Raw genomic sequence first — 17,405 nt, 5'->3', positions numbered from 1 at the left:
GAGGCTGTGCGGATAGACCGGTGGGATATTCGCCGGTCACAGGTGGGTAGCGTGATCCTGTGATGGACGAGCTTTTCGCCGGCGGCGGCGCCACGGGGCAGTCGATGAGCCGGCTCGACTGGTCCGCCACCGATGTCGGGCCGGTCCACACCTGGTCGCAGAGTCTGCGGGCGGCCGTCCGGATCGTGCTGTCGTCCCGCTATCCGATGCTCCTGCTCTGGGGACCGAATCACACCCAGCTCTACAACGACGCCTACTCCGCGTTGATCGGCGACAAGCATCCGGATGCGCTGGGCGGAGACGTCCGGGTGACGCTCGCCGAGGGCTGGGACGTCCTGGAGCCGTTGATCGTCGACGCCAAGGCGACCGGCGTGGCCAGCTGGGTGCCGGCACTGCAGCTGGCACTGGATCGGTCGGGCTACCGCGAGGAGGCGTACTTCAGTGTCTCCCACGCGCCCGCCCGCGACGACGACGGCACCACCGCGGGCATCCTCACCGTGTGCAGCGAGGTCACCGAGCAGGTGGTCGGCGAGCGCCGGCTGCGCCTGCTGCGCGATCTCGCGGTGCCGGCCGGTGGCCGCACCGCCGACGTCGAGCAGGTCTGCGCGCAGCTCTGCGCGGTGATCGGCGAGCACCGGATCGACGTCCCGTTCGCCGCCATCTACCTGCGCGACGGCGCCCTGCTCCGGCGGGCCGCAGCCGTCGGGGCCGACGATGTCGACGCGGTGCTGCCGGATGTCGTCTCCCCCGCCGAGGACGGGTGGCGTCTGCATGTCGCGGCCGGCGGCGGGAGCGTCGACGTCGAGGACGTCACCGAGCGATGGGCCGTCACCGGCGGCGCCTGGGACGACCCGGTGCGCACGGCGGTGGCCGTCGCGTTGCCGTCGGCCGAGCAGTCGCAGCCGCTGGGGGTGCTGCTGGCCGGCGTCAGCCCGAGCCGGGGCCTGGACGAGACGTACCGGTCGTTCTTCGAGCTGCTCGCACAGCAGGTGGCCGTCGCGGTGCGCAACGCTCAGGCGTACCAGCAGGAGCGTGACCGCGCCGCCGCGCTGGCCGAGCTGGACCGCGTCAAGACCGACTTCTTCACCAACGTGAGCCACGAGTTCCGTACGCCGCTGACGTTGATGATGGGTCCGCTGACCGACGCCCTCGCCGACGGCGGCGAGCCGCTCGGGCCGGCCCAGCGGGACCGGGTGGAGATCGCCCTGCGTAGCGCCGACCGGCTGCTCTCGCTGGTGAACAATCTGCTCACCTTCTCCAGCCTGGAGGCCGGCCGGGCGGAGCACCAGCCTCGCCCGATCGACCTCGCCCGCTACACCGCCGAGCTCGCCGGCGTCTTCCGGGCGGCGGTCGAACGCGCCGGCCTGCGCCTGGTGGTGGACTGCCCACCGCTGCCGCACACGGTGGCCGTCGATCCGCTGAACTGGGAGAAGATCGTCACCAACCTGCTGTCGAACGCGCTCAAGTTCACCTTCGTCGGCGAGATCCGGGTCCGGCTGGAGGCCGACGCCACCACGGTACGGCTGATCGTCGCGGACACCGGCATCGGCATCGCCGAGCAGGATCTGCCTCAGCTGTTCGACCGCTTCCACCGCGTCCGGGGTGTGCAGTCCCGCAGCCACGAGGGCAGCGGAATCGGCCTGGCGCTGGTCCGTGAGCTGGCCCGGCTGCACGGCGGTGAGGTGACCGTGACGAGCACCCCCGGCGTCGGCACCACCTTCACGGTGACCGCGCCGCTGGTCGAAGGCGCGGCCGCGGAACCACTCCCGGACACGGCGGCCGCGCGGGCGGCGGCCCGGGAGGCGGTCGCCTGGCTCGACGTCCCGCACCCCGTCCCGCAGGTCACGGCCGAGCCGTCCCGGCCACCGGAGGCGGACGTGGCCCGGATCCTCGTCGCCGACGACAACAGCGACATGCGCGCCTACCTGAAGCGGCTGCTCAGCGACCAGGGATGGACGGTGGAGCTCGCGCCGGACGGGCGCGCGGCGCTGGAGGCGATCCGGCGGTCCGCGCCGGACCTGCTGCTCACCGACGTGATGATGCCGCGCATGGACGGCTTCGCCCTCGTTCGGGCGGTCCGGGCCGACGAGGCCACCCGGGCGCTCCCGGTGGTCATGCTGTCCGCCCGGGCCGGCGACGAGTCCGGCGTCGAGGGCCTCGAGGCCGGCGCCGACGACTACGTGGTCAAGCCGTTCACCGCCGCGGAACTGGTGGCGCGGGTCCGCAACACCCTGCGCCTGGCCCGGGTCCGCGCCGCACAGACCCGGCAGCTGTCCGCGCTCGCCGACACCGCCGCGGTGATCGCCTCCGGGCGCGCCATCGAGGAGGCGTTCCAGGCCGTCACCGAACAGGCGCGGGCCCTGCTGGAGGGCACCGCCGCCGAGGTCGTGGTCACCGGCGACGACGACCGTCCCCCGCTGCGGTTCTCCTCGGGCGTGGATCGCATGCCCACCGCGGGGGCCGGCACCGTTCGTGCGGCGATCCGCGGCCGGGACGGCGAGCAGATCGGCATGCTCACCGTGCTGGTCGACCCGGCGCGCCGGCCTGACGATCAGGCCCGGGACCTGCTCGAGCCGATGGCGAACATGATCGCCTCGCTGGCGCAGACCGGCTGGCGACTCGACCACGACCGCCGGCTCGTGCCGACCCTGCAGCAGAGCCTTCCGCCGGAGGATCTGCCCACCCTGGACGGCTGGGATCTGCGGGCCGCCTACCGGCCGGCCGGCGGACGTGCCGGAGGTGACTGGTACGACGTCGTGGTGCTTCCCGGCGGTGGTGTCGTTATCAGCATCGGTGATGTGGCCGGCCACGGGCTGCGTGCCGCCGTGACGACCGGCCAGTTGCGCACCGCGGTCCGGGCCTACGCGGTCGAGGACGCCGCGCCCGCGACCATCGTCACCCGGGTGGCCGAACTGATCTCCCGCCTCGGCACGCCGGCGATGGCCACGCTGCTCGTGCTGCACCTGCACCCGGACACCGGCGACTTCACCTGGTGCAGCGCCGGGCATCTCACTCCCCTGTACTCCGGACCCGGGCAGGACACCCATCCGGTGCAGGGGATCGTCGGGCCGCCCCTCGGACTGCGCCGGGCGTCGTACCGGCAGAACGACGGCCGCCTGCCGCCCGGCGCCCAGGTGCTGCTCTACACCGACGGCCTGGCCGAGGACCTCCCGTCCCCCATCGACGTCGGGCTCGACCGGTTGCAGCGGCAGAGCCGGCAGTTGTACGCCGCCGGCGTCTCCCCCACCGCTCTGCTCGACGCCCTGCTGGCCGACAAAACCGAACCACAGCGCGACGACATCGCGGCGGTCGTCCTGCGCCGGCGCCGGACTCCGGACGCGCCACTCGTGGTCGACGTGCCGGACCTGCACCTCACGTGGTCGTACCCGCTGGACCCGTCGACCTCCGGCCTGCTGCGCCGCGATCTGCGCGCCGCCCTCAGCGGCCACGACATCGACTCCGACCTGCTGTATGACCTACAGGTCGCCGCGACCGAGGCGGTCAACAACGCCGTGGAGCATGCGCAGCAGCCCAGCCGGCCCGAAGTCGAGGTCGAGTTGCGGGTCCTCGACGGCACGGTCCTCATCGTGGTGCGCGACTTCGGCGGGTGGCGAGCCCGGCCGACGGCTCGCGACCGCGGCCGCGGCGCCCTGCTGATGAGCGCCTACGGCGACGTCCGGGTCGTACCGACAGCCACCGGGACCACCGTCACGATCGAACGCCGCTGGCAGGCCCCGAGCCGGTGACCGGCTGGACCGGCCCACCCGGGCGGGCGTCGCCGCTGATGGTCACGGAGGTCCTGTTCGCCAGGCCACTCCGGGTCGAGGCCGGTCCACACACCACGGCCCGATGGCATACCGTTTCGCGGTGATCGATACCTCGACCGGGCTGTGGGACCCACCACCGTCCCGGCCCAGCCTGACGCCGGCCCGGATCGGCGCGTCCCTCTCGGCCGTGATGATCCTCGTGCTCGTCGCCGCGGGCGGCGTGGTCGCCCACGCATGGAACGACGAACGCTACCGCGAGACCGCCGACGCCTGTTCCCTTCTCGACATCTCAGCCGTCGCCACCCGCCTCGGTGATCCCGCGCTGCGACCGAAGCCGTCCGCGAACCCCGACACCTGCGCCTACGTCGTCGAAGACGAGGACGGCTTCTGGGCTAGCTACGGCACCGTGGAGTTCACGTACGGCGCGAACGCGGCCGTCGCGTGGGTCGGGTGGCGGTACGACGAAACCGAAGGCAGCCCGCGGGACGTCCCGAACCTGGGACGAGCCGCACGTCTCGTCTCGCAGACGAGGAACGTCGACGGGGGGACGGTCTGCTCCGTGTCCCTGGACGTGCTCGACTCGAACCTGAGGCTCAGCACCGCTCTCGGCGCCAACGCCGACATGCCGTCGCGTCCCTGCGACGACCTGGAGGCGCTCGGCGAGGCCCTGATCGAGAGCACCCGAACGTCCCTGGCCCGCCTCGCCGGGAGCCCGTGACCACGGCTCAGGGCTCACCGCTATGCCGGCGCGTTGGAGATCTGGCGTAGGACCCGACCTCGGCATCCGCATATCCGATCCGGTCCGGCTTGCTCAGCAGTTGGCCCACGGTGACAATCGCGGCCCCGACCGAATGCCTCGACTTCCGCCGGCCACAGTTGCCGGCTCGCCGTCAGCATGTCCAGCGAACGCCAGGGTGGTCGTCAGAGGGTGTCTTTCGTCCGCCGGCGAAACCTGGTCAGCGCGAACTGTGGCCGGTACCTCGTCAACGCGATCACGCCGAGGGCGAAGGCCAGCAGAACCAGCACACCCCGGATGACCGAGGAGAAGAGATCGAGCCGGACACCGACATAGCCGACCACCTGCAACAGGAAGAATCCGCTGAAGAGGATCAAGTACACACCGAGCTTCCGAGTCCGATCGGGGGTCCTCGCGCGACCACCGGGAACCCGTCCGGTGGTCAGGACATAGGAGCCGAGAAGAAGCTCACCCAGGCCCATGACCGCCATGATGACGTTGACCCCATCCATGAACTCCACACCCGGACGCTACCCGTCGCCGGCAACAAGGGCGGCGACAGGCGCAGCTGAGGTCGAAGCCGGCTCCCTCCACAGCGTCTGCCGGCTCTCTCGCCGGTCCGCCATGGACGACCGCTGCCACTATGACGGACACACTTCAGATGCGGCGCGGGGGCGACATGCAGATCATCGAGGTGACGGAATTCGGGGTCCGGTCGGCGGTCATCCGGCTGCGGCGTCGTGACTCGGCGTTGCAATTCGTGCTGTATCCGATGATCCATGTGGCGAAGCCCGCGTTCTATACGGCAGTTACCGCCCGGCTCAAGCGGGCGGACGTCGTAGTGGTCGAGGGCGTGGGCGGCGGCCGGCGGAAGCGCTCGGTCGTGGCCGGCGCGCTGACACTGAGCTATACGGTGCTCCGGTTCAATCGGCGCGCGAAGCTGGTGCCGCAGGACATCGACTACGCCGCGCTGGGCGTTCCGGTGCTACGCCCGGACGTCAGCCTCGAGGAGTTCACGGTCGGCTGGCGCCGAGTGCCGCTGTCGCACCGGCTGGTGGTGTGGTGCGTGCTTCCCTTCGTCGTGGTGACGCGCCTGTTCGGCGGCACCCGGATGATCTGGACGCGGTCGATGGAGCAGAACGACCTGCCCTCGACGGCGGAGGAGGACCGCGCCGACTTGTCGCCACGACTCGAGGCCGCCTTCGGTGGTGAGCGCGACGATCGGCTGCTCTCCGTTCTCTGCCGTCTGCATGAGGACCGCAGCGGGGAGAGCATCGAGGTCGCCGTCGTTTACGGCGCCGCTCACATGCCCGCCATCGTGCACGGTCTGACGAAACGGTACGGCTACCGGCCACGCTCCGCCGAATGGCTGACCGTCGCCGACATGTGACCGCGACCGTTCGATATCCATCAATCGTCTTCCGCGAACCGCGGTGGTCCTGAGCCACCGACAGGCCGGGCCGTGACGTTGAAGCCGATGACCCCGTTGAACTCGCCGCCGCGGCCCGGCAACGACCCTCAGGTACCTGGTGTCAGGTCCGGCGGCAACTCACCGGTGATCCGCCAGATGGCCGTGCCATACCGCTCGCCCAACAGCCGCCGGACCGGGCGCGGGGTGTCCCATTCGTTGATGAACTCGGCGAACACGGCCTGTAGCGCCGGCTCGAAACCCGACAACTCGGCTGGGCCGAGCGCCGCCGCGATGAACCCGGAAGGCAGGAAGGCCGCACCGTCGGCGGCATGAGAATACGTCGGGCGGATGCCCGGTTTCGAGGACTGAAGTGTGTTACTGCTCTCGTGGACATCGTGTCGGGGCCGTCCGGATCTCGTCCGGCCTGTGCGTCAGGGCGGTCCGACGGCCCGGCTCGGTCTGCGCTACCGTCTGGTTATCGCGGCGGCCGCCTGAAGGTCCGCAGTGATTGGGCGGTTCCCGAACAGCACGAGGAGACACCGATGACCGACGCTACCGGCGACGCCGATCCCACCGCCACCGCCGAAGAGGAGTCCGAGGAGCAGCCGCAGCCCTTCGAGAACCGGGCGGCACGCCGGTCCAAGGGCAAGGCGGCCGCCGGCCACGTCAGCGGTGCCGCGGGCACCGTCCACGGCCGTTCCGGCACGGTGCAGAACCCTCGCCAGTACGGCAACCGTCGAAGCGGCTGACCTGCCGCCACTCGAACGCTTACTCACGTCCGCGACAGCCGGTCAAGGCATCCACCCCTGTCCGGCGCCGGCTGTCATCGGCATGACTAGTCGATGACCGGGGCAACCGGCCACGGATCGAGGGCGGCTGGCCCCGAGACTTGTGGCTCGCGCCTTCAAGCCCAGCGCAGTCGCGGCGACGTGGCGGCCGGCAGCCGGCGCGGGCCCGTTCGACGAGCGAGCCACCGGTAACCGGGAGGGCGGCTGAAGTCTCACTCACCGGGTTCTTCTCAAGCACACACGGTCCACCGCCGATCGCAGGACGGCCACGCCCCGCGACCGACCGAAGGACCCGATGTAATGCCCCTGAGCTCCCGCCCGGCGGCTGCCGCACTGGCCACCGCCGGTGTCGTCGCCGCCACCCTGTTCGCTGCCGCGCCGGCACAAGCGGCCGCGGTGACCGACATTCCCACGAGACCCACGACGCTGGCCGCGCCGAAGAGCATGGCGGCCGCGAACGGGAAGCTGTTCGTCTCCGATGGCAACACCGTCGCCGTCCTCGGCACCGACGGTGTGACCCAGAAGAGCGTCACCGGGATGTTCGGGGCAGGTGACGTGCTGGCGTCGCCGTCCGGCGACCGGGTCTATGTCGCGCTCAGCCAGGCCGGTGCGATCGCCGTCCTCGACACCGGCACGCTGGCCGAGGTGGGGCGCTACCCGACCGGTGAGTGCCCGGTCCACCTCGCCTTCGCCGGGTCCCGCCTGTTCTACGGCGCCGGCTGCGACCAGGGGGACGGCAGCATCGGCTCGGTCGACGCCGCCACCGGCACCGACCCGCAGACCGTGAAGACCACCATCATGTACGCCGCACCGCTTCTCGCCGGCGCCGGCGGCACTCTCGTGGCGGGAGTCGGCGGGATCAGCAGTGGCCCGGTGTTCACCTATTCCGTCGACGGGGCCACCGTCGCCCCGATGGCGCAGAGGAACACCGACGGCTACCTCGCCCGGGTCTCGGTCAGCCCGGACGGCAGCAAGGTGGCCACGGCCGCCGGTTCCCCGTACCACCTGGCGCAGTATGACGCCGCCACCCTGGCCGTGGCCGGGTCGTTCGAGACCGGCCCGTACCCGGCCGACGTCGCCTACTCCCACGGCGGCGACATGATCGGCGGCGGGGTGGACAGCACTTACGGGCCGGGCGGCAACATCGTCGCGTTCGACGTCGCCGCCGGCACCCAGGTCCTGTCCGGTAACGCCCACCCGAAGGCCGCCTACAACCGGCCGGCGCCGCTGTCCGGGACGCTGACCTGGTCCGCCGACGACACGCGCCTCTACTCGATCCTCGACGACTTCACCGGCCGTGCCGAGCAGCCGCACGTCTACTACCTCGCCGGCGGCTTCGAGACACTGCCCGACCTCGCGGTGACCAGCACCGAGTTGAAGCTCGTCAAGCCCGCAAAGGCCGGCGCCAAGGTCCGTGCCACCGCCACCGTGGCCGGCCGCCCGGGCGTGACGGTCCGGTTCGTCCGCTCCGGCCCGGCCGGTGAGCTCACCATGACCGCGACGACGGATCCGGCGGGCGCCGCGACAGTCGACATCCCGGCGCCGGCGGGCGGAACGATCACCGCCTACTACGACGGCGACGACAGCAACAAGCCGTCGTCGGCCTCGGCCACCTACAAGACCGTCACGAAGACCACGGTCACCGTGTCGGGGCAGTACAAGACGGTGAAGAAGATCGCCTACTTCCGCGACAGGAAGAACATCGTCATCAAGGTCGCCGTGTCCTCACCCGTCGCCGGTCGCACGTTCACCGCCGTACTGCAGGGCAGGTCGGGCAAGAAGTGGCGGACGCTGCACACGAAGGACTTCACGCTCGACGCTTCCGGCCGTTACTACATCGGGCTCGTCTCGGCGAACAGGAACGTCCAGTACCACCTCGTCGCCAGGTTCTCCGGCGACGCCTACGGCAAGGCGTCCTCGGCCACCAGCAGAACCTTCGTCATCCGCTGATCATGTGATCGTTGGTGGGGCCGGCACTCAGGTGCCGGCCCCACCTCAGTCGTGGTGCGCTGTGACGACCGCCCCGGGGCGGCTCTCGTCGAGGCCGAAGACCATCTGGGCGTCGACCGTGAAGCCGGCGTCGCGTAGCCGGGTGACGATCTGGTCGGGCTGTCGTCGATGAACGTGGACCCTCATCGGGTGGCCGCCGTAGCCCTCCGACTTCAACCGGGACCCGTCTCCGACGTGGAAGCCGATCAGCAGCGGCCCGCCGGGGCGCAGCACACGCCGGAAGTGGCCGAAGACCGTGGGGATCATGTCGTCGGGGATGTGGATCAGCGACCAGAAGGCGAGCACGCCGGCGACCGACGCGTCCGCGAGCCGCAGGTCCGTCATCGAGCCGACCTCGAACCGCACACCCGGGTGGTCACGCCGGGCGATGTCGACCATGCCCGGCGACAGATCCACGCCGAAAGCGTCCACGCCGAGTCCGCGCAGGTGGGCCGTCACATGCCCCGGTCCGCAGCCCACATCGGCCACCGGCCCGCCGCCGGCGGCGTCGACCAGGTCCGCGAACAGCGTCAGGACAGCGCGAAGGTACGGCTCCTCGGCCAGCGAATCACGGACGAAGTCGGCGTAGCTGCCGGCGACGGTGTCGTACGACGTCCGGGTGTCGGCCAGCCACTCCCCCGCGTGCGCTCCCGAACCTGCAGTCTCCCGGCCCTCGGCCAACGTCATCTCCCGCGCCTCTCCTCGTTCCCCGGATTGTGCTCGCGCTGCCTGCCGTCCACGCCCGGGACGATGACACTACCGGCGTGTCCACGTAGGCGAGGGCTCAGAGTGGGCGGGGCAGCACGCCGAGGAGGGTGGCGGTCAGCGCCAGCTCGAGGGAGTCCTTCAGCTCCAGGTGGAAGCGGGCCAGGTCGGGTTCGGCGAGGTAGGCGGCCTGCAGGCTGGGTGGGGGTGTGCTGTAGGCGGACAGCGCACCGGCCAGCACCATGGTCTGCAGGCTGAACATGGTCGCGTTCTCTCCGAGCTCCGGCAGGTGGTCGCGGAGCAGGTCGGTCATGGTGGCCAGGCGTTGCAGCGAGGCGCGTTTGTAGCGGGCGACGACCTCGACGGAGACGTTGTGCTCCAGGACGCTGCCCTGGGCGCCGAAGAGGTCGCACATCACGGTGCGGCCGGCGAGTGAGCGGCTGAGGATCGCGGCCACGGCGGTCGCGCGGGCGGCCATGGGCAGGTCGTCGTCGACGCCGGCGGCCAGGTCGTCGGCGAGCTCGGTGAGCCACTGCTGCAGGAAGTGGTCCAGCAGTTCGAGCAGGACCGCCTCGCGGGACTCGAAGTAGCGCAGCACGTTGGGCTTGGCCAGGCCGACGCGGCGGCTGAGCTCGTTGAGGGTGACCGCGGCGACGGGCATCTCGTCGAGCATCGCCGAGGCCATGTCGAGGATGGCCCGGCGACGGATCTCGCGCTGCTCCTGGGTTCGTGCCCGCTGGAAACTCACGATCACCAGCCTAACTTAAGTACCTGCGGTACGTTGACAGCGTACCGCAGGTACTTTAATGTCGTCCTTGCAAGATACCTTCGGTACTTTAGATGCGGGAGACACTGACATGAGCGCGACGTGGACGACGGCGAGCATTGCGGGCCAGCACGGACGGGTGGCCGTGGTGACCGGGGCCAACACCGGGTTGGGATACGAGACGGCCAAGGCGCTGGCCGAGCGCGGTGCGTCGGTGGTGCTCGCCGTGCGCGACGTCGAGAAGGGCGCCCGGGCCGCGGCCGGCATGACCGGCGACGTGACCGTGCAGGCGCTCGACCTGACCTCGCTCGACTCCGTCCGCACCGCGGCGGCGGCACTGAGGGCGAGACATGACCGGATCGATCTGCTGATCAACAACGCCGGCGTGATGTACACCCCGAAGCAGACCACCCGGGACGGCTTCGAGATGCAGTTCGGCACCAACCACCTCGGCCACTTCGCGCTCACCGGGCTGCTGCTGGACCTGATGCTGCCGGTGCCCGGCTCCCGCGTGGTGACGGTCAGCAGCACCGGCCACCGCATCCAGGCCGCGATCCACTTCGACGACCTGCAGTGGGAGCGCTCGTACAGCCGGGTCGGCGCCTACGGTCAGTCCAAGCTGGCCAACCTGATGTTCACCTACGAGCTGCAGCGCCGCCTCGCCGCCTACGGCACCACCGCCGCTCTGGCCGCGCACCCCGGCCTGTCCGGCACCGAGCTCGCCCGTAACACCCCCGCGGCCCTGCGGATCCCGCTCGGCTGGATCACGCCGGTGGTCACCCAGACTCCGGCGATGGGCGCCCTGCCGACCCTGCGCGCCGCCACCGACCCGGCGGCGCTCGGCGGCCAGTACTACGGTCCCGGTGGACGCTACGAGGTCAAGGGCCACCCGCGGCTGGTCACCTCGAGCGCGCAGTCGTACGACATCGCCGTCCAGCAGCGGCTCTGGGCCGCCTCCGAAGAGCTCACCGGCGTGACGTTCCCGTCCGGGGCGGCCATCGCGCGGTGATCATCCGGGACGCCCGGGCACACCTCGCCAAGGGGATCCTCACCGGTGACACCCGACCAGACTTGACACTGCTCAGCCCAGGTTTTATTGGTGGAATGGAGGAGCTCTTCGAGCGGCGCAACGGTCGGGACGCAGAGGGAGAGGACGAGGCGGTGGCGACCACGACACGTGACTACTACCAGGCGCTGGGAGTGGACCGGTCGGCCGGGCAGCAGGACATCCAGCGCGCCTACCGCCGGCTGGCCCGCCGATATCATCCCGACCTCAACAAGGACCCGGGCGCCGAGGAACGCTTCAAACAGATCAACGAGGCGTACGCGGTGCTGTCGGACCCGAAGAGCCGCCTCCGCTACGACCGGTACGGCGAGCGCTGGCGGCAGATCCCGCAGGACCACGACAGCCCCGTGTCGGCGGCCGGGCCCGCCGGCGCTCCGGGTGGCGGCGCACGGCGGGTGCGGTTCGGCGCCGGCGGATTCGATGACCTGCTGGGCGGCCTTTTCAGCGGCGGGCTCCCCGGTTCCGGCACATGGTCGCCCGCTCCGGACGCCGAGGTGACGCTCGAACTGAGCGTCGAGGAGGCGTGCACCGGCGGGCGGCGGCGGATCACCCTGCAGACCGTCACCGGCCCGCGCAGCTACGACATCGACATTCCCGCCGGTGTGACCGAGGGACAGCGCATCCGTCTGGTGGGGCAGGGCGCCGGCGGTGGCCCGTACGGCGATCTGTCTCTGGTGGTGCGTCTGGCCCCGCACCCGCGCTACCGGGTCGACGGCCGCGACGTCACGGTCGCCCTGCCGGTCGCGCCGTGGGAGGCCGCGCTCGGTGCGAGCGTTCCGGTCGACACGCCCGGCGGCCCGGTGCAGGTGCGCGTGCCGGCCGGTTCGTCGACGGGCCGGCGGCTGCGGCTGCGTGGCCGTGGGATGCCGCACCCGCACGGCTCGCCCGGTGACCTGTACGCCGAGGTCAAGGTCGTCGTGCCGGCGCCCGCATCAGCGCGGGAGCAGGCACTGTGGCGACGGTTGGCCGAAGCGTCGGAATTCGACGCCCGCGGTCACGTCGCATCGTCGCCCGACGGTCGGCCGTGACCGTGGGTGGTCTCTTCGATCCGTCAGCCCGACAGCACACCAGGAGGTGATCATCGATGTGGTCCCAGCCGCCACCGCCGGTCGACGACCAGTGGGTGCTGCACATCGCCGCCAGCCCCCACCAGGTCGACGACGTCCTGGCCCAGCTGTGCATCCACAAACGCGCCAACCCGCTCGGCGATCCCCGCTACCCCGCGTTCCTGACCGGGCGGGAGAGCCCGAAGGAACCGCCGGCGTGGCTGCGTGTCGCCCGCGCCGAGCTCGTCGAGCGCGGTCACCACACCCGCTGGTGCGACGCGGAGTGCGCACACCACTCGTGGCCGCCGCCCGCCGGCCCCACGGAGGCGATCGATCGGCGCTGGTCAGCGGCCTGACCGGCGGGCGGTTCGGCTCTACCGGTGGGCCGTGCGCCGCCGGCCGGAGAGGTACCGCCGGGCAGCCACCGTCACCAGGACCACTCCCCCGGCCCCGACTCCGATCAGCACACCGGTGAGACCGCCGCCGGACCCGTCGACCGGCGGCGGCGCGGCGGCCACGGACGCCTGAGCCGGTACGGCGGCGGGCAGCCTCGGATCGGCGAGGGTGAACGGGTAGGAGCCCTGGACGGTGTGCCCGTCGACCGACACGACCCGGTACGCCACCGTGTAGCCGCCGTTGCTCAGCGCCGCGGTCAGCGTGAGCGTGCCGCGGGCGCCGTCGACCGTCGCCGGTGACGCCGCGACCCGCTGCTGGGCCGTGTCACTGACGACGATGGTGGTGAAGTCGGGGTTGAGCCGTTCGTTGAACTCCAGCGTGACGGCCGACGGCGCGGTGACGAGGGTGACGCCCTCGGCCGGGTCGGCGGAGACCAGCGTGGCGTGCGCCCACGCCGGAGTCCCCGGTGCCAGAGTCGCCGACAGCACCGCGGCGGCGGCGAACAGTCGTCTCATCCCAGTGCCTGCTGCCCGATCCAGCCTCCCTCGGGGCAGCCGGGCGGGATCGCGAACACGGCCGAGCCGATCGGGGTGATCCACTCGTTGAGCAGGTCCTTCTCGGCGAGGCGCTGCTGGATGGGCACGAACTGCTCGACGATGTCGCGCTGGTAGGCGGCGAAGATCAGGCCGCTGTCCGGCACGCCGGCCGCGTCCGGAACCCCGTCGTAGTTGTACGGCCGCCGCAGGATCTTCAGCCTCGGGTCCTCGACGCGGGCCCGGGTGACGTGCGAGAAGTCCGGCATCTTCGGCAGCCCGAACTCGTCGAGGACCACGAAGTCGGGCTTGTCGTGCTCCAGAGTCCCGCTCAGGGGCGCGCCGGAGTCCATCCGCCGGCCGACGGCGTTCTCCTTGTCGGTGACCGACAGTTTGTCCCAGGTCTCCATCTCGGCGCGGACCCGGCGGACCACGAGGGTGGTGGAGCCGTCCGGGTTCCACACCGCCGGGTCGATCTCGGGGCCGCGCGGGTTGGCGGTGCCGTCGAGCTGGCCCATCACGTTGCGCTGGGTGTGCTCGGGGGCCTGCACGCCGGGGCTGCGCCGGAAGCCCTGCTGCACCCAGCGCACCTTCGCGAACGGCCGGGCGTCCTTGATCATCATGCGCTGGGTGTGCGCGACCGTCAGCGGGTCGTCGGCGCAGATCTGCAGCAGCAGGTCCCCACCGGACCAGCGGTCCTGCAGCCGGTCGATGGAGAACCGGGGCAGGTCCGCGACCGGGGGGCTCAGCCGGGCCGCCCGGTAGAGGCCCGGCCCGAATCCGAACGTGACGGTCAGCCGCGCGGGCAGCACGGCCAGGGTCGCGTCGGTGTCGCCGAGCGCCGGTGTGCCGCGGGTGAGGCGCGACGCGTCGTCGGTGAGCAGCCGCATCATCCGGCCGAGGGCTTGCCGGTCGGTGCCGGGGGCGAGGGTGAACGCCACGAACGAGGCGTGTGCCGGTGGGTCCTCGGCCACCCCGGCCTGCCGGGGACCGTGGAATCCGACGGCGGCGGTGCCGAGGTCGCCGACGGCGGCGGCCGCGGCGGGAGCGCCGGCCACGGTGATCGCACCGAGGCCGGCTGCCGCACCGCCGGTGAGCAGGCCGCGCCTGCTCACCGGAAAGGGCTGGGACGTCACGGCGCCATGCTGCCCATCGGCATGCCCGACGGCGAGCCGTGGCCGGGCGCGTAGCTCTCCTCGGCGCCGGCGAACGGCTTGGCGAGCGCGGTGAACGACACGGTCGAGCTGTCGGCGAGCTTGAGAGTGAACGTCAGCTCGTCGCCCGCCTTGATCTCCTGCGCCGGTTTCATCAGCATCAGGTGGTCGCCGCCGGGACCGAGCTCGTGGGTGCCGCCGGCCTTGATCACGAAGCCGCCCTGCTTCTCCTGCATGACCATCTTGCCGTCCTTCATGGCCATCTCGTGCAGCTCCATCGGCGAGGCCGGCGACTCGACCCCGGTCACCGTGATGTCGGCGCCGGTGCCGTTGACCAGCGTGCCGAACGCCGCGGTCATCTCGCCCGCCGCGGAGGCCTTGACCCACGGGTCCTTGACGGTCAACGCGGACGCCACCGTGGCCGACGGGGCCGGGCTCGGCGTCGTACCGCCGCCGGTGGTGTTCTCGTCGTTGCCGCCGCACCCGGTGAGGGTGCCGGCGGTCAGGAGCCCGGCGAGCAGGACCGACGCTACGGTGCGCCGCTGGGAGCCGGTGAGGGAGGTGAGTCGCATGATGCCCGTTTCGTTGAAGGGTGGTTACTCGTTGGTCAGCTGTTCGGGTCCGGCGAGTTCCCGGGGGCGCCGAGAATCTCTATCGGCGGCGGGTCAGGGCGAGCACCAGGCCCGAACCGGTGATCAGGAGCGCGTGGGTGGCGAGCCGGCCGGCGTCGACCCGCCCGCTGAACAGATCGCCCACGCTCAGCAGAAGCAGGGTGGCGACGAACGCGCCGAGGACCGCGAGTAGACCCGGCGGGCAGCGCCCGGCCCGGGCCACGCTCAGGAACGCCGCTCCGAGCGCGATGTTCCACGCCATCGACTCGTTGCTGACGTGACCCCCGCCGGCCTGGCCGAGGCCGAGAAGGATCTGCAGGGTCGCGACGACCGCCAGCGCCCACCGGACCGGGTCGCCCCGCGGCCGCGGCCGTGGCGCCCGTTCGTCCGGTCCGACCAGGCGTAGTACCGGCCGCTGCATCGTGCTCATACCTGGTAGTCGCCGCGATGGCGATCATGGTTCCCGCCGTGTGCCGTCGTTCGCCGCGGCGGCGGCCAGGAAGGCGTTGTACCGGTCGAGCTCGTCGTCGCCGCGGTCGGCGGCCCGGTCCAGGCGGGCCTGTTCGCGCTCGTCGGAGCGGATCCACTGGCGGACCAGCACCAACATGATGATCACGGCCGGGATCTCGCCGAACGACCAGGCCAGGCTCGCGCCCAGCCGCTGGTCGGCGAGCAGCGAGGCGGCCCACGGCGGGTGGACGGCGGTGTACCAGCCGGCGGCGATGACCGTGGTGGACTGCAACATCACGAACCCGAAGAAGGCGTGCGCCGCCATCGCCAGCAGGTGCACGACCGTCAGCATCGCCGGGTGGACCCGGCGGCGGCCCGGGTCGACGCCGATCAGCACCCAGAACAGCAGGTATCCGGCGAACACGAAATGCACCAGCATCGCGAGGTGGCCGAGGTGGTAGCGCATCAGCGTGCCGAGCAGATCACCCATGTAGAGGCCGAACAGGCTGGTCACATAGATACCCAGGGCCGTCAGTGGGTGGTTGAGCAGCCGTGCCGCGCGGCTGTGCAGGATGATCAGCAGCCACTCGCGGGCGCCGCGGACCTGCGGATCGGCCGGTCGGCGCAGGGCCCGGAGGGCGAGGGTCACCGGGGCGCCGCCGACGAGCAGGATCGGGACCGCCATCGACAGCACCATGTGCTGCACCATGTGGACGCTGAACAGCACGTAGGCGTACCGGGCCACACCCAGGCCGGTGATCGCGGCCAGCAGCAGCATCCCGGCGATCCAGGACACGGTCCGGGCGACCGGCCAGCCGTGCCCGGCCCGGTACATCCGGCGCACCCCCGCCAGGTAGGCGAGGATCCCGACCACGACGACGGTCAGGAAGAACATGTCCGGCAGCGGGCCGCCGAGCAGCCGGGCCGCGGTCATCTCGGCCGGCATGCCGAAACCGAGCAGCTCCACCAGCGGATCGGGGCCGGCCGGCTCCTGCGGCACCGGCGTCGGACTGCGTGACAGCGCCACCGCCAGCCCGAGCGCCGCGGCCAGCACGGCCAGCTCACCGGCCGCCAACCGCAGAAACCCCCACGGCGATCCGGCACGCAACGCCGGCAGGGTCCGGCTGCGATGCGCCGCGCCGATCACCCCGACGGTCACAAGCGCCAAGATCTTCAGTTGTACGAGTACGCCGTACCGTGACTCCCCTAAGGCGTCGAGGCCGCCGAGCCGTACGGCCGCGCTGACCGTCCCGCTGATCGCGGTCGCCGCGAAACACGCCAGCGCGAGCCGGCTGTAGCGGGCGGCGGTGTCGGCGAACCGGCGGTGTCGGCGTACCAGCAGCAGACCGGCCAGCCCGCCGATCCACAGTGACGCCGCCAGGATGTGCAGCGCCAGCCCGGTCACCGCGACCTGGTGGTTGCCCGCCCCGGATGCGTGACCGGTGAACGCGGGCGGCAGCAGCGCGGCCATCGCCAGGGCGGCCGTGACGGCGGCCGGTCCACGCGACACCCCACCGCGGCTCAGGACCGCCACCACCAGTGCGAGTCCGGCCTGCAGCAGCAGCGCCCGCCCCTGGTCGATCGAGAGCGCGAAGCTCGCCACGCTGGCGCCGCCGAGCCGGTCCACCGGCGTGCCGAGCACGTCGGAGACGGTCAGCACGATCAGGGCGGCGGACGCGAGAGCCCAGGCCAGGGCGAGGAACGTGACCCGGCGCAGCAGCAGCCAGCCGTGCGCGGCGACGCTGGGCCCGTCACCGGGGAGCAGGAACGCCGCGGTGACGCTCAGACCGGCGGTCAGCACGCCGAGCACGTTCGCCAGCATCCGCACGACCGGCAGCATCCACACGGTGAACGCCCCGGGCCCGGGGATGCCCGGCAGCACGGTGTCGTCGACCGCGCCACCGAAACGCAACGCCACGATCAGGGCGGACACCGTCGCCGCGGCGGCGGCCAGCGCCACCGTCGGGGTTCTCCACGCACTTCGCAC

At 71.6% G+C, this 17,405-nt stretch carries 17 protein-coding genes; 8 read left to right on the top strand and 9 right to left on the bottom strand.

Features of this window, described 5'->3' with window-relative positions; genetic code table 11:
• Positions 1 to 62: 62 nt before the first annotated feature.
• Positions 63 to 3,746, top strand: coding sequence for a SpoIIE family protein phosphatase (locus tag ACQPZW_RS20180; protein ID WP_433797583.1), 3,684 nt, complete (start codon positions 63 to 65; stop codon positions 3,744 to 3,746).
• A 121-nt stretch (positions 3,747 to 3,867) separates the two neighbouring features.
• A complete protein-coding gene (locus ACQPZW_RS20175; protein ID WP_433796457.1) occupies positions 3,868 to 4,485 on the top strand; it encodes a hypothetical protein in 618 nt (205 codons plus the stop codon).
• A 203-nt stretch (positions 4,486 to 4,688) separates the two neighbouring features.
• Here the strand turns inward: ACQPZW_RS20175 and ACQPZW_RS20170 are convergent, their stop codons facing one another.
• A complete protein-coding gene (locus ACQPZW_RS20170; RefSeq protein ID WP_433796456.1) occupies positions 4,689 to 5,024 on the bottom strand; it encodes a hypothetical protein in 336 nt (111 codons plus the stop codon).
• Between the two features lie 158 nt (positions 5,025 to 5,182).
• On the opposite strand from ACQPZW_RS20170, the gene ACQPZW_RS20165 reads away from it, so the two are divergent.
• Entirely contained in the window at positions 5,183 to 5,893 is a 711-nt protein-coding gene (locus ACQPZW_RS20165) for a hypothetical protein (RefSeq protein ID WP_433796455.1), read from the top strand.
• 128 nt (positions 5,894 to 6,021) lie between these two features.
• Here ACQPZW_RS20165 and ACQPZW_RS20160 read toward each other — a convergent pair whose 3' ends face one another.
• Positions 6,022 to 6,150, bottom strand: a complete 129-nt coding sequence (locus tag ACQPZW_RS20160; RefSeq protein ID WP_433796454.1) for a hypothetical protein — start codon at positions 6,148 to 6,150, stop codon at positions 6,022 to 6,024.
• Between the two features lie 306 nt (positions 6,151 to 6,456).
• Between ACQPZW_RS20160 and ACQPZW_RS20155 the strand changes: the two genes are divergently transcribed.
• Together ACQPZW_RS20155 and ACQPZW_RS20150 are read left to right on the top strand one after the other, a co-directional pair.
• Complete coding sequence (locus ACQPZW_RS20155; RefSeq protein WP_433796453.1) at positions 6,457 to 6,663, top strand: hypothetical protein; 207 nt, start codon at positions 6,457 to 6,459, stop codon at positions 6,661 to 6,663.
• Positions 6,664 to 7,002: 339 nt separating this feature from the next.
• Positions 7,003 to 8,652, top strand: coding sequence for a hypothetical protein (locus tag ACQPZW_RS20150; RefSeq protein WP_433796452.1), 1,650 nt, complete (start codon positions 7,003 to 7,005; stop codon positions 8,650 to 8,652).
• A 45-nt stretch (positions 8,653 to 8,697) separates the two neighbouring features.
• Here ACQPZW_RS20150 and ACQPZW_RS20145 read toward each other — a convergent pair whose 3' ends face one another.
• Both ACQPZW_RS20145 and ACQPZW_RS20140 read right to left on the bottom strand, forming a co-directional pair.
• Positions 8,698 to 9,378 (bottom strand): class I SAM-dependent DNA methyltransferase, encoded by a 681-nt coding sequence (locus tag ACQPZW_RS20145; protein WP_433796451.1) that lies wholly within the window; start codon positions 9,376 to 9,378, stop codon positions 8,698 to 8,700.
• Between the two features lie 97 nt (positions 9,379 to 9,475).
• Positions 9,476 to 10,144 carry a TetR/AcrR family transcriptional regulator gene (locus ACQPZW_RS20140; RefSeq protein ID WP_433796450.1) on the bottom strand — a complete coding sequence of 223 codons (669 nt, stop codon included), beginning with the start codon at positions 10,142 to 10,144 and terminating at the stop codon, positions 9,476 to 9,478.
• Between the two features lie 109 nt (positions 10,145 to 10,253).
• Between ACQPZW_RS20140 and ACQPZW_RS20135 the strand changes: the two genes are divergently transcribed.
• The 3 genes from ACQPZW_RS20135 (at position 10,254) to ACQPZW_RS20125 (ending at position 12,630) form a co-directional block, all read left to right on the top strand.
• Complete coding sequence (locus ACQPZW_RS20135) at positions 10,254 to 11,171, top strand: SDR family NAD(P)-dependent oxidoreductase (RefSeq protein ID WP_433796449.1); 918 nt, start codon at positions 10,254 to 10,256, stop codon at positions 11,169 to 11,171.
• Positions 11,172 to 11,323: 152 nt separating this feature from the next.
• Positions 11,324 to 12,256 carry a DnaJ C-terminal domain-containing protein gene (locus tag ACQPZW_RS20130; RefSeq protein WP_433796448.1) on the top strand — a complete coding sequence of 311 codons (933 nt, stop codon included), beginning with the start codon at positions 11,324 to 11,326 and terminating at the stop codon, positions 12,254 to 12,256.
• Positions 12,257 to 12,312: 56 nt separating this feature from the next.
• Positions 12,313 to 12,630, top strand: coding sequence for a hypothetical protein (locus ACQPZW_RS20125; RefSeq protein ID WP_433796447.1), 318 nt, complete (start codon positions 12,313 to 12,315; stop codon positions 12,628 to 12,630).
• Positions 12,631 to 12,648: 18 nt separating this feature from the next.
• On the opposite strand, the gene ACQPZW_RS20120 is transcribed toward ACQPZW_RS20125, so the two are convergent.
• From ACQPZW_RS20120 to ACQPZW_RS20100, 5 genes are all read right to left on the bottom strand, one after another.
• Positions 12,649 to 13,185: a copper resistance CopC family protein gene (locus ACQPZW_RS20120; protein ID WP_433796446.1), complete on the bottom strand. Its 537-nt coding sequence runs from the start codon at positions 13,183 to 13,185 to the stop codon at positions 12,649 to 12,651.
• Positions 13,182 to 14,318, bottom strand: a complete 1,137-nt coding sequence (locus ACQPZW_RS20115; RefSeq protein ID WP_433797582.1) for a Dyp-type peroxidase — start codon at positions 14,316 to 14,318, stop codon at positions 13,182 to 13,184. The genes ACQPZW_RS20120 and ACQPZW_RS20115 overlap by 4 nt, the downstream gene beginning before the upstream one ends.
• A gap of 17 nt (positions 14,319 to 14,335) precedes the next feature.
• Positions 14,336 to 14,929 carry a copper chaperone PCu(A)C gene (locus ACQPZW_RS20110; RefSeq protein ID WP_433796445.1) on the bottom strand — a complete coding sequence of 198 codons (594 nt, stop codon included), beginning with the start codon at positions 14,927 to 14,929 and terminating at the stop codon, positions 14,336 to 14,338.
• A gap of 79 nt (positions 14,930 to 15,008) precedes the next feature.
• Positions 15,009 to 15,398 (bottom strand): hypothetical protein, encoded by a 390-nt coding sequence (locus tag ACQPZW_RS20105; RefSeq protein ID WP_433796444.1) that lies wholly within the window; start codon positions 15,396 to 15,398, stop codon positions 15,009 to 15,011.
• 24 nt (positions 15,399 to 15,422) lie between these two features.
• On the bottom strand, positions 15,423 to 17,405 hold the full coding sequence (locus tag ACQPZW_RS20100; protein ID WP_433796443.1) for a cytochrome c oxidase assembly protein: 1,983 nt from the start codon (positions 17,403 to 17,405) through the stop codon (positions 15,423 to 15,425).

This window comes from Actinoplanes sp. CA-252034, assembly GCF_050956125.1.
In the GTDB taxonomy this organism is placed as follows: Bacteria; Actinomycetota; Actinomycetes; order Mycobacteriales; family Micromonosporaceae; genus Actinoplanes.
This window is presented reverse-complemented; position numbering and strand designations above follow the sequence as displayed.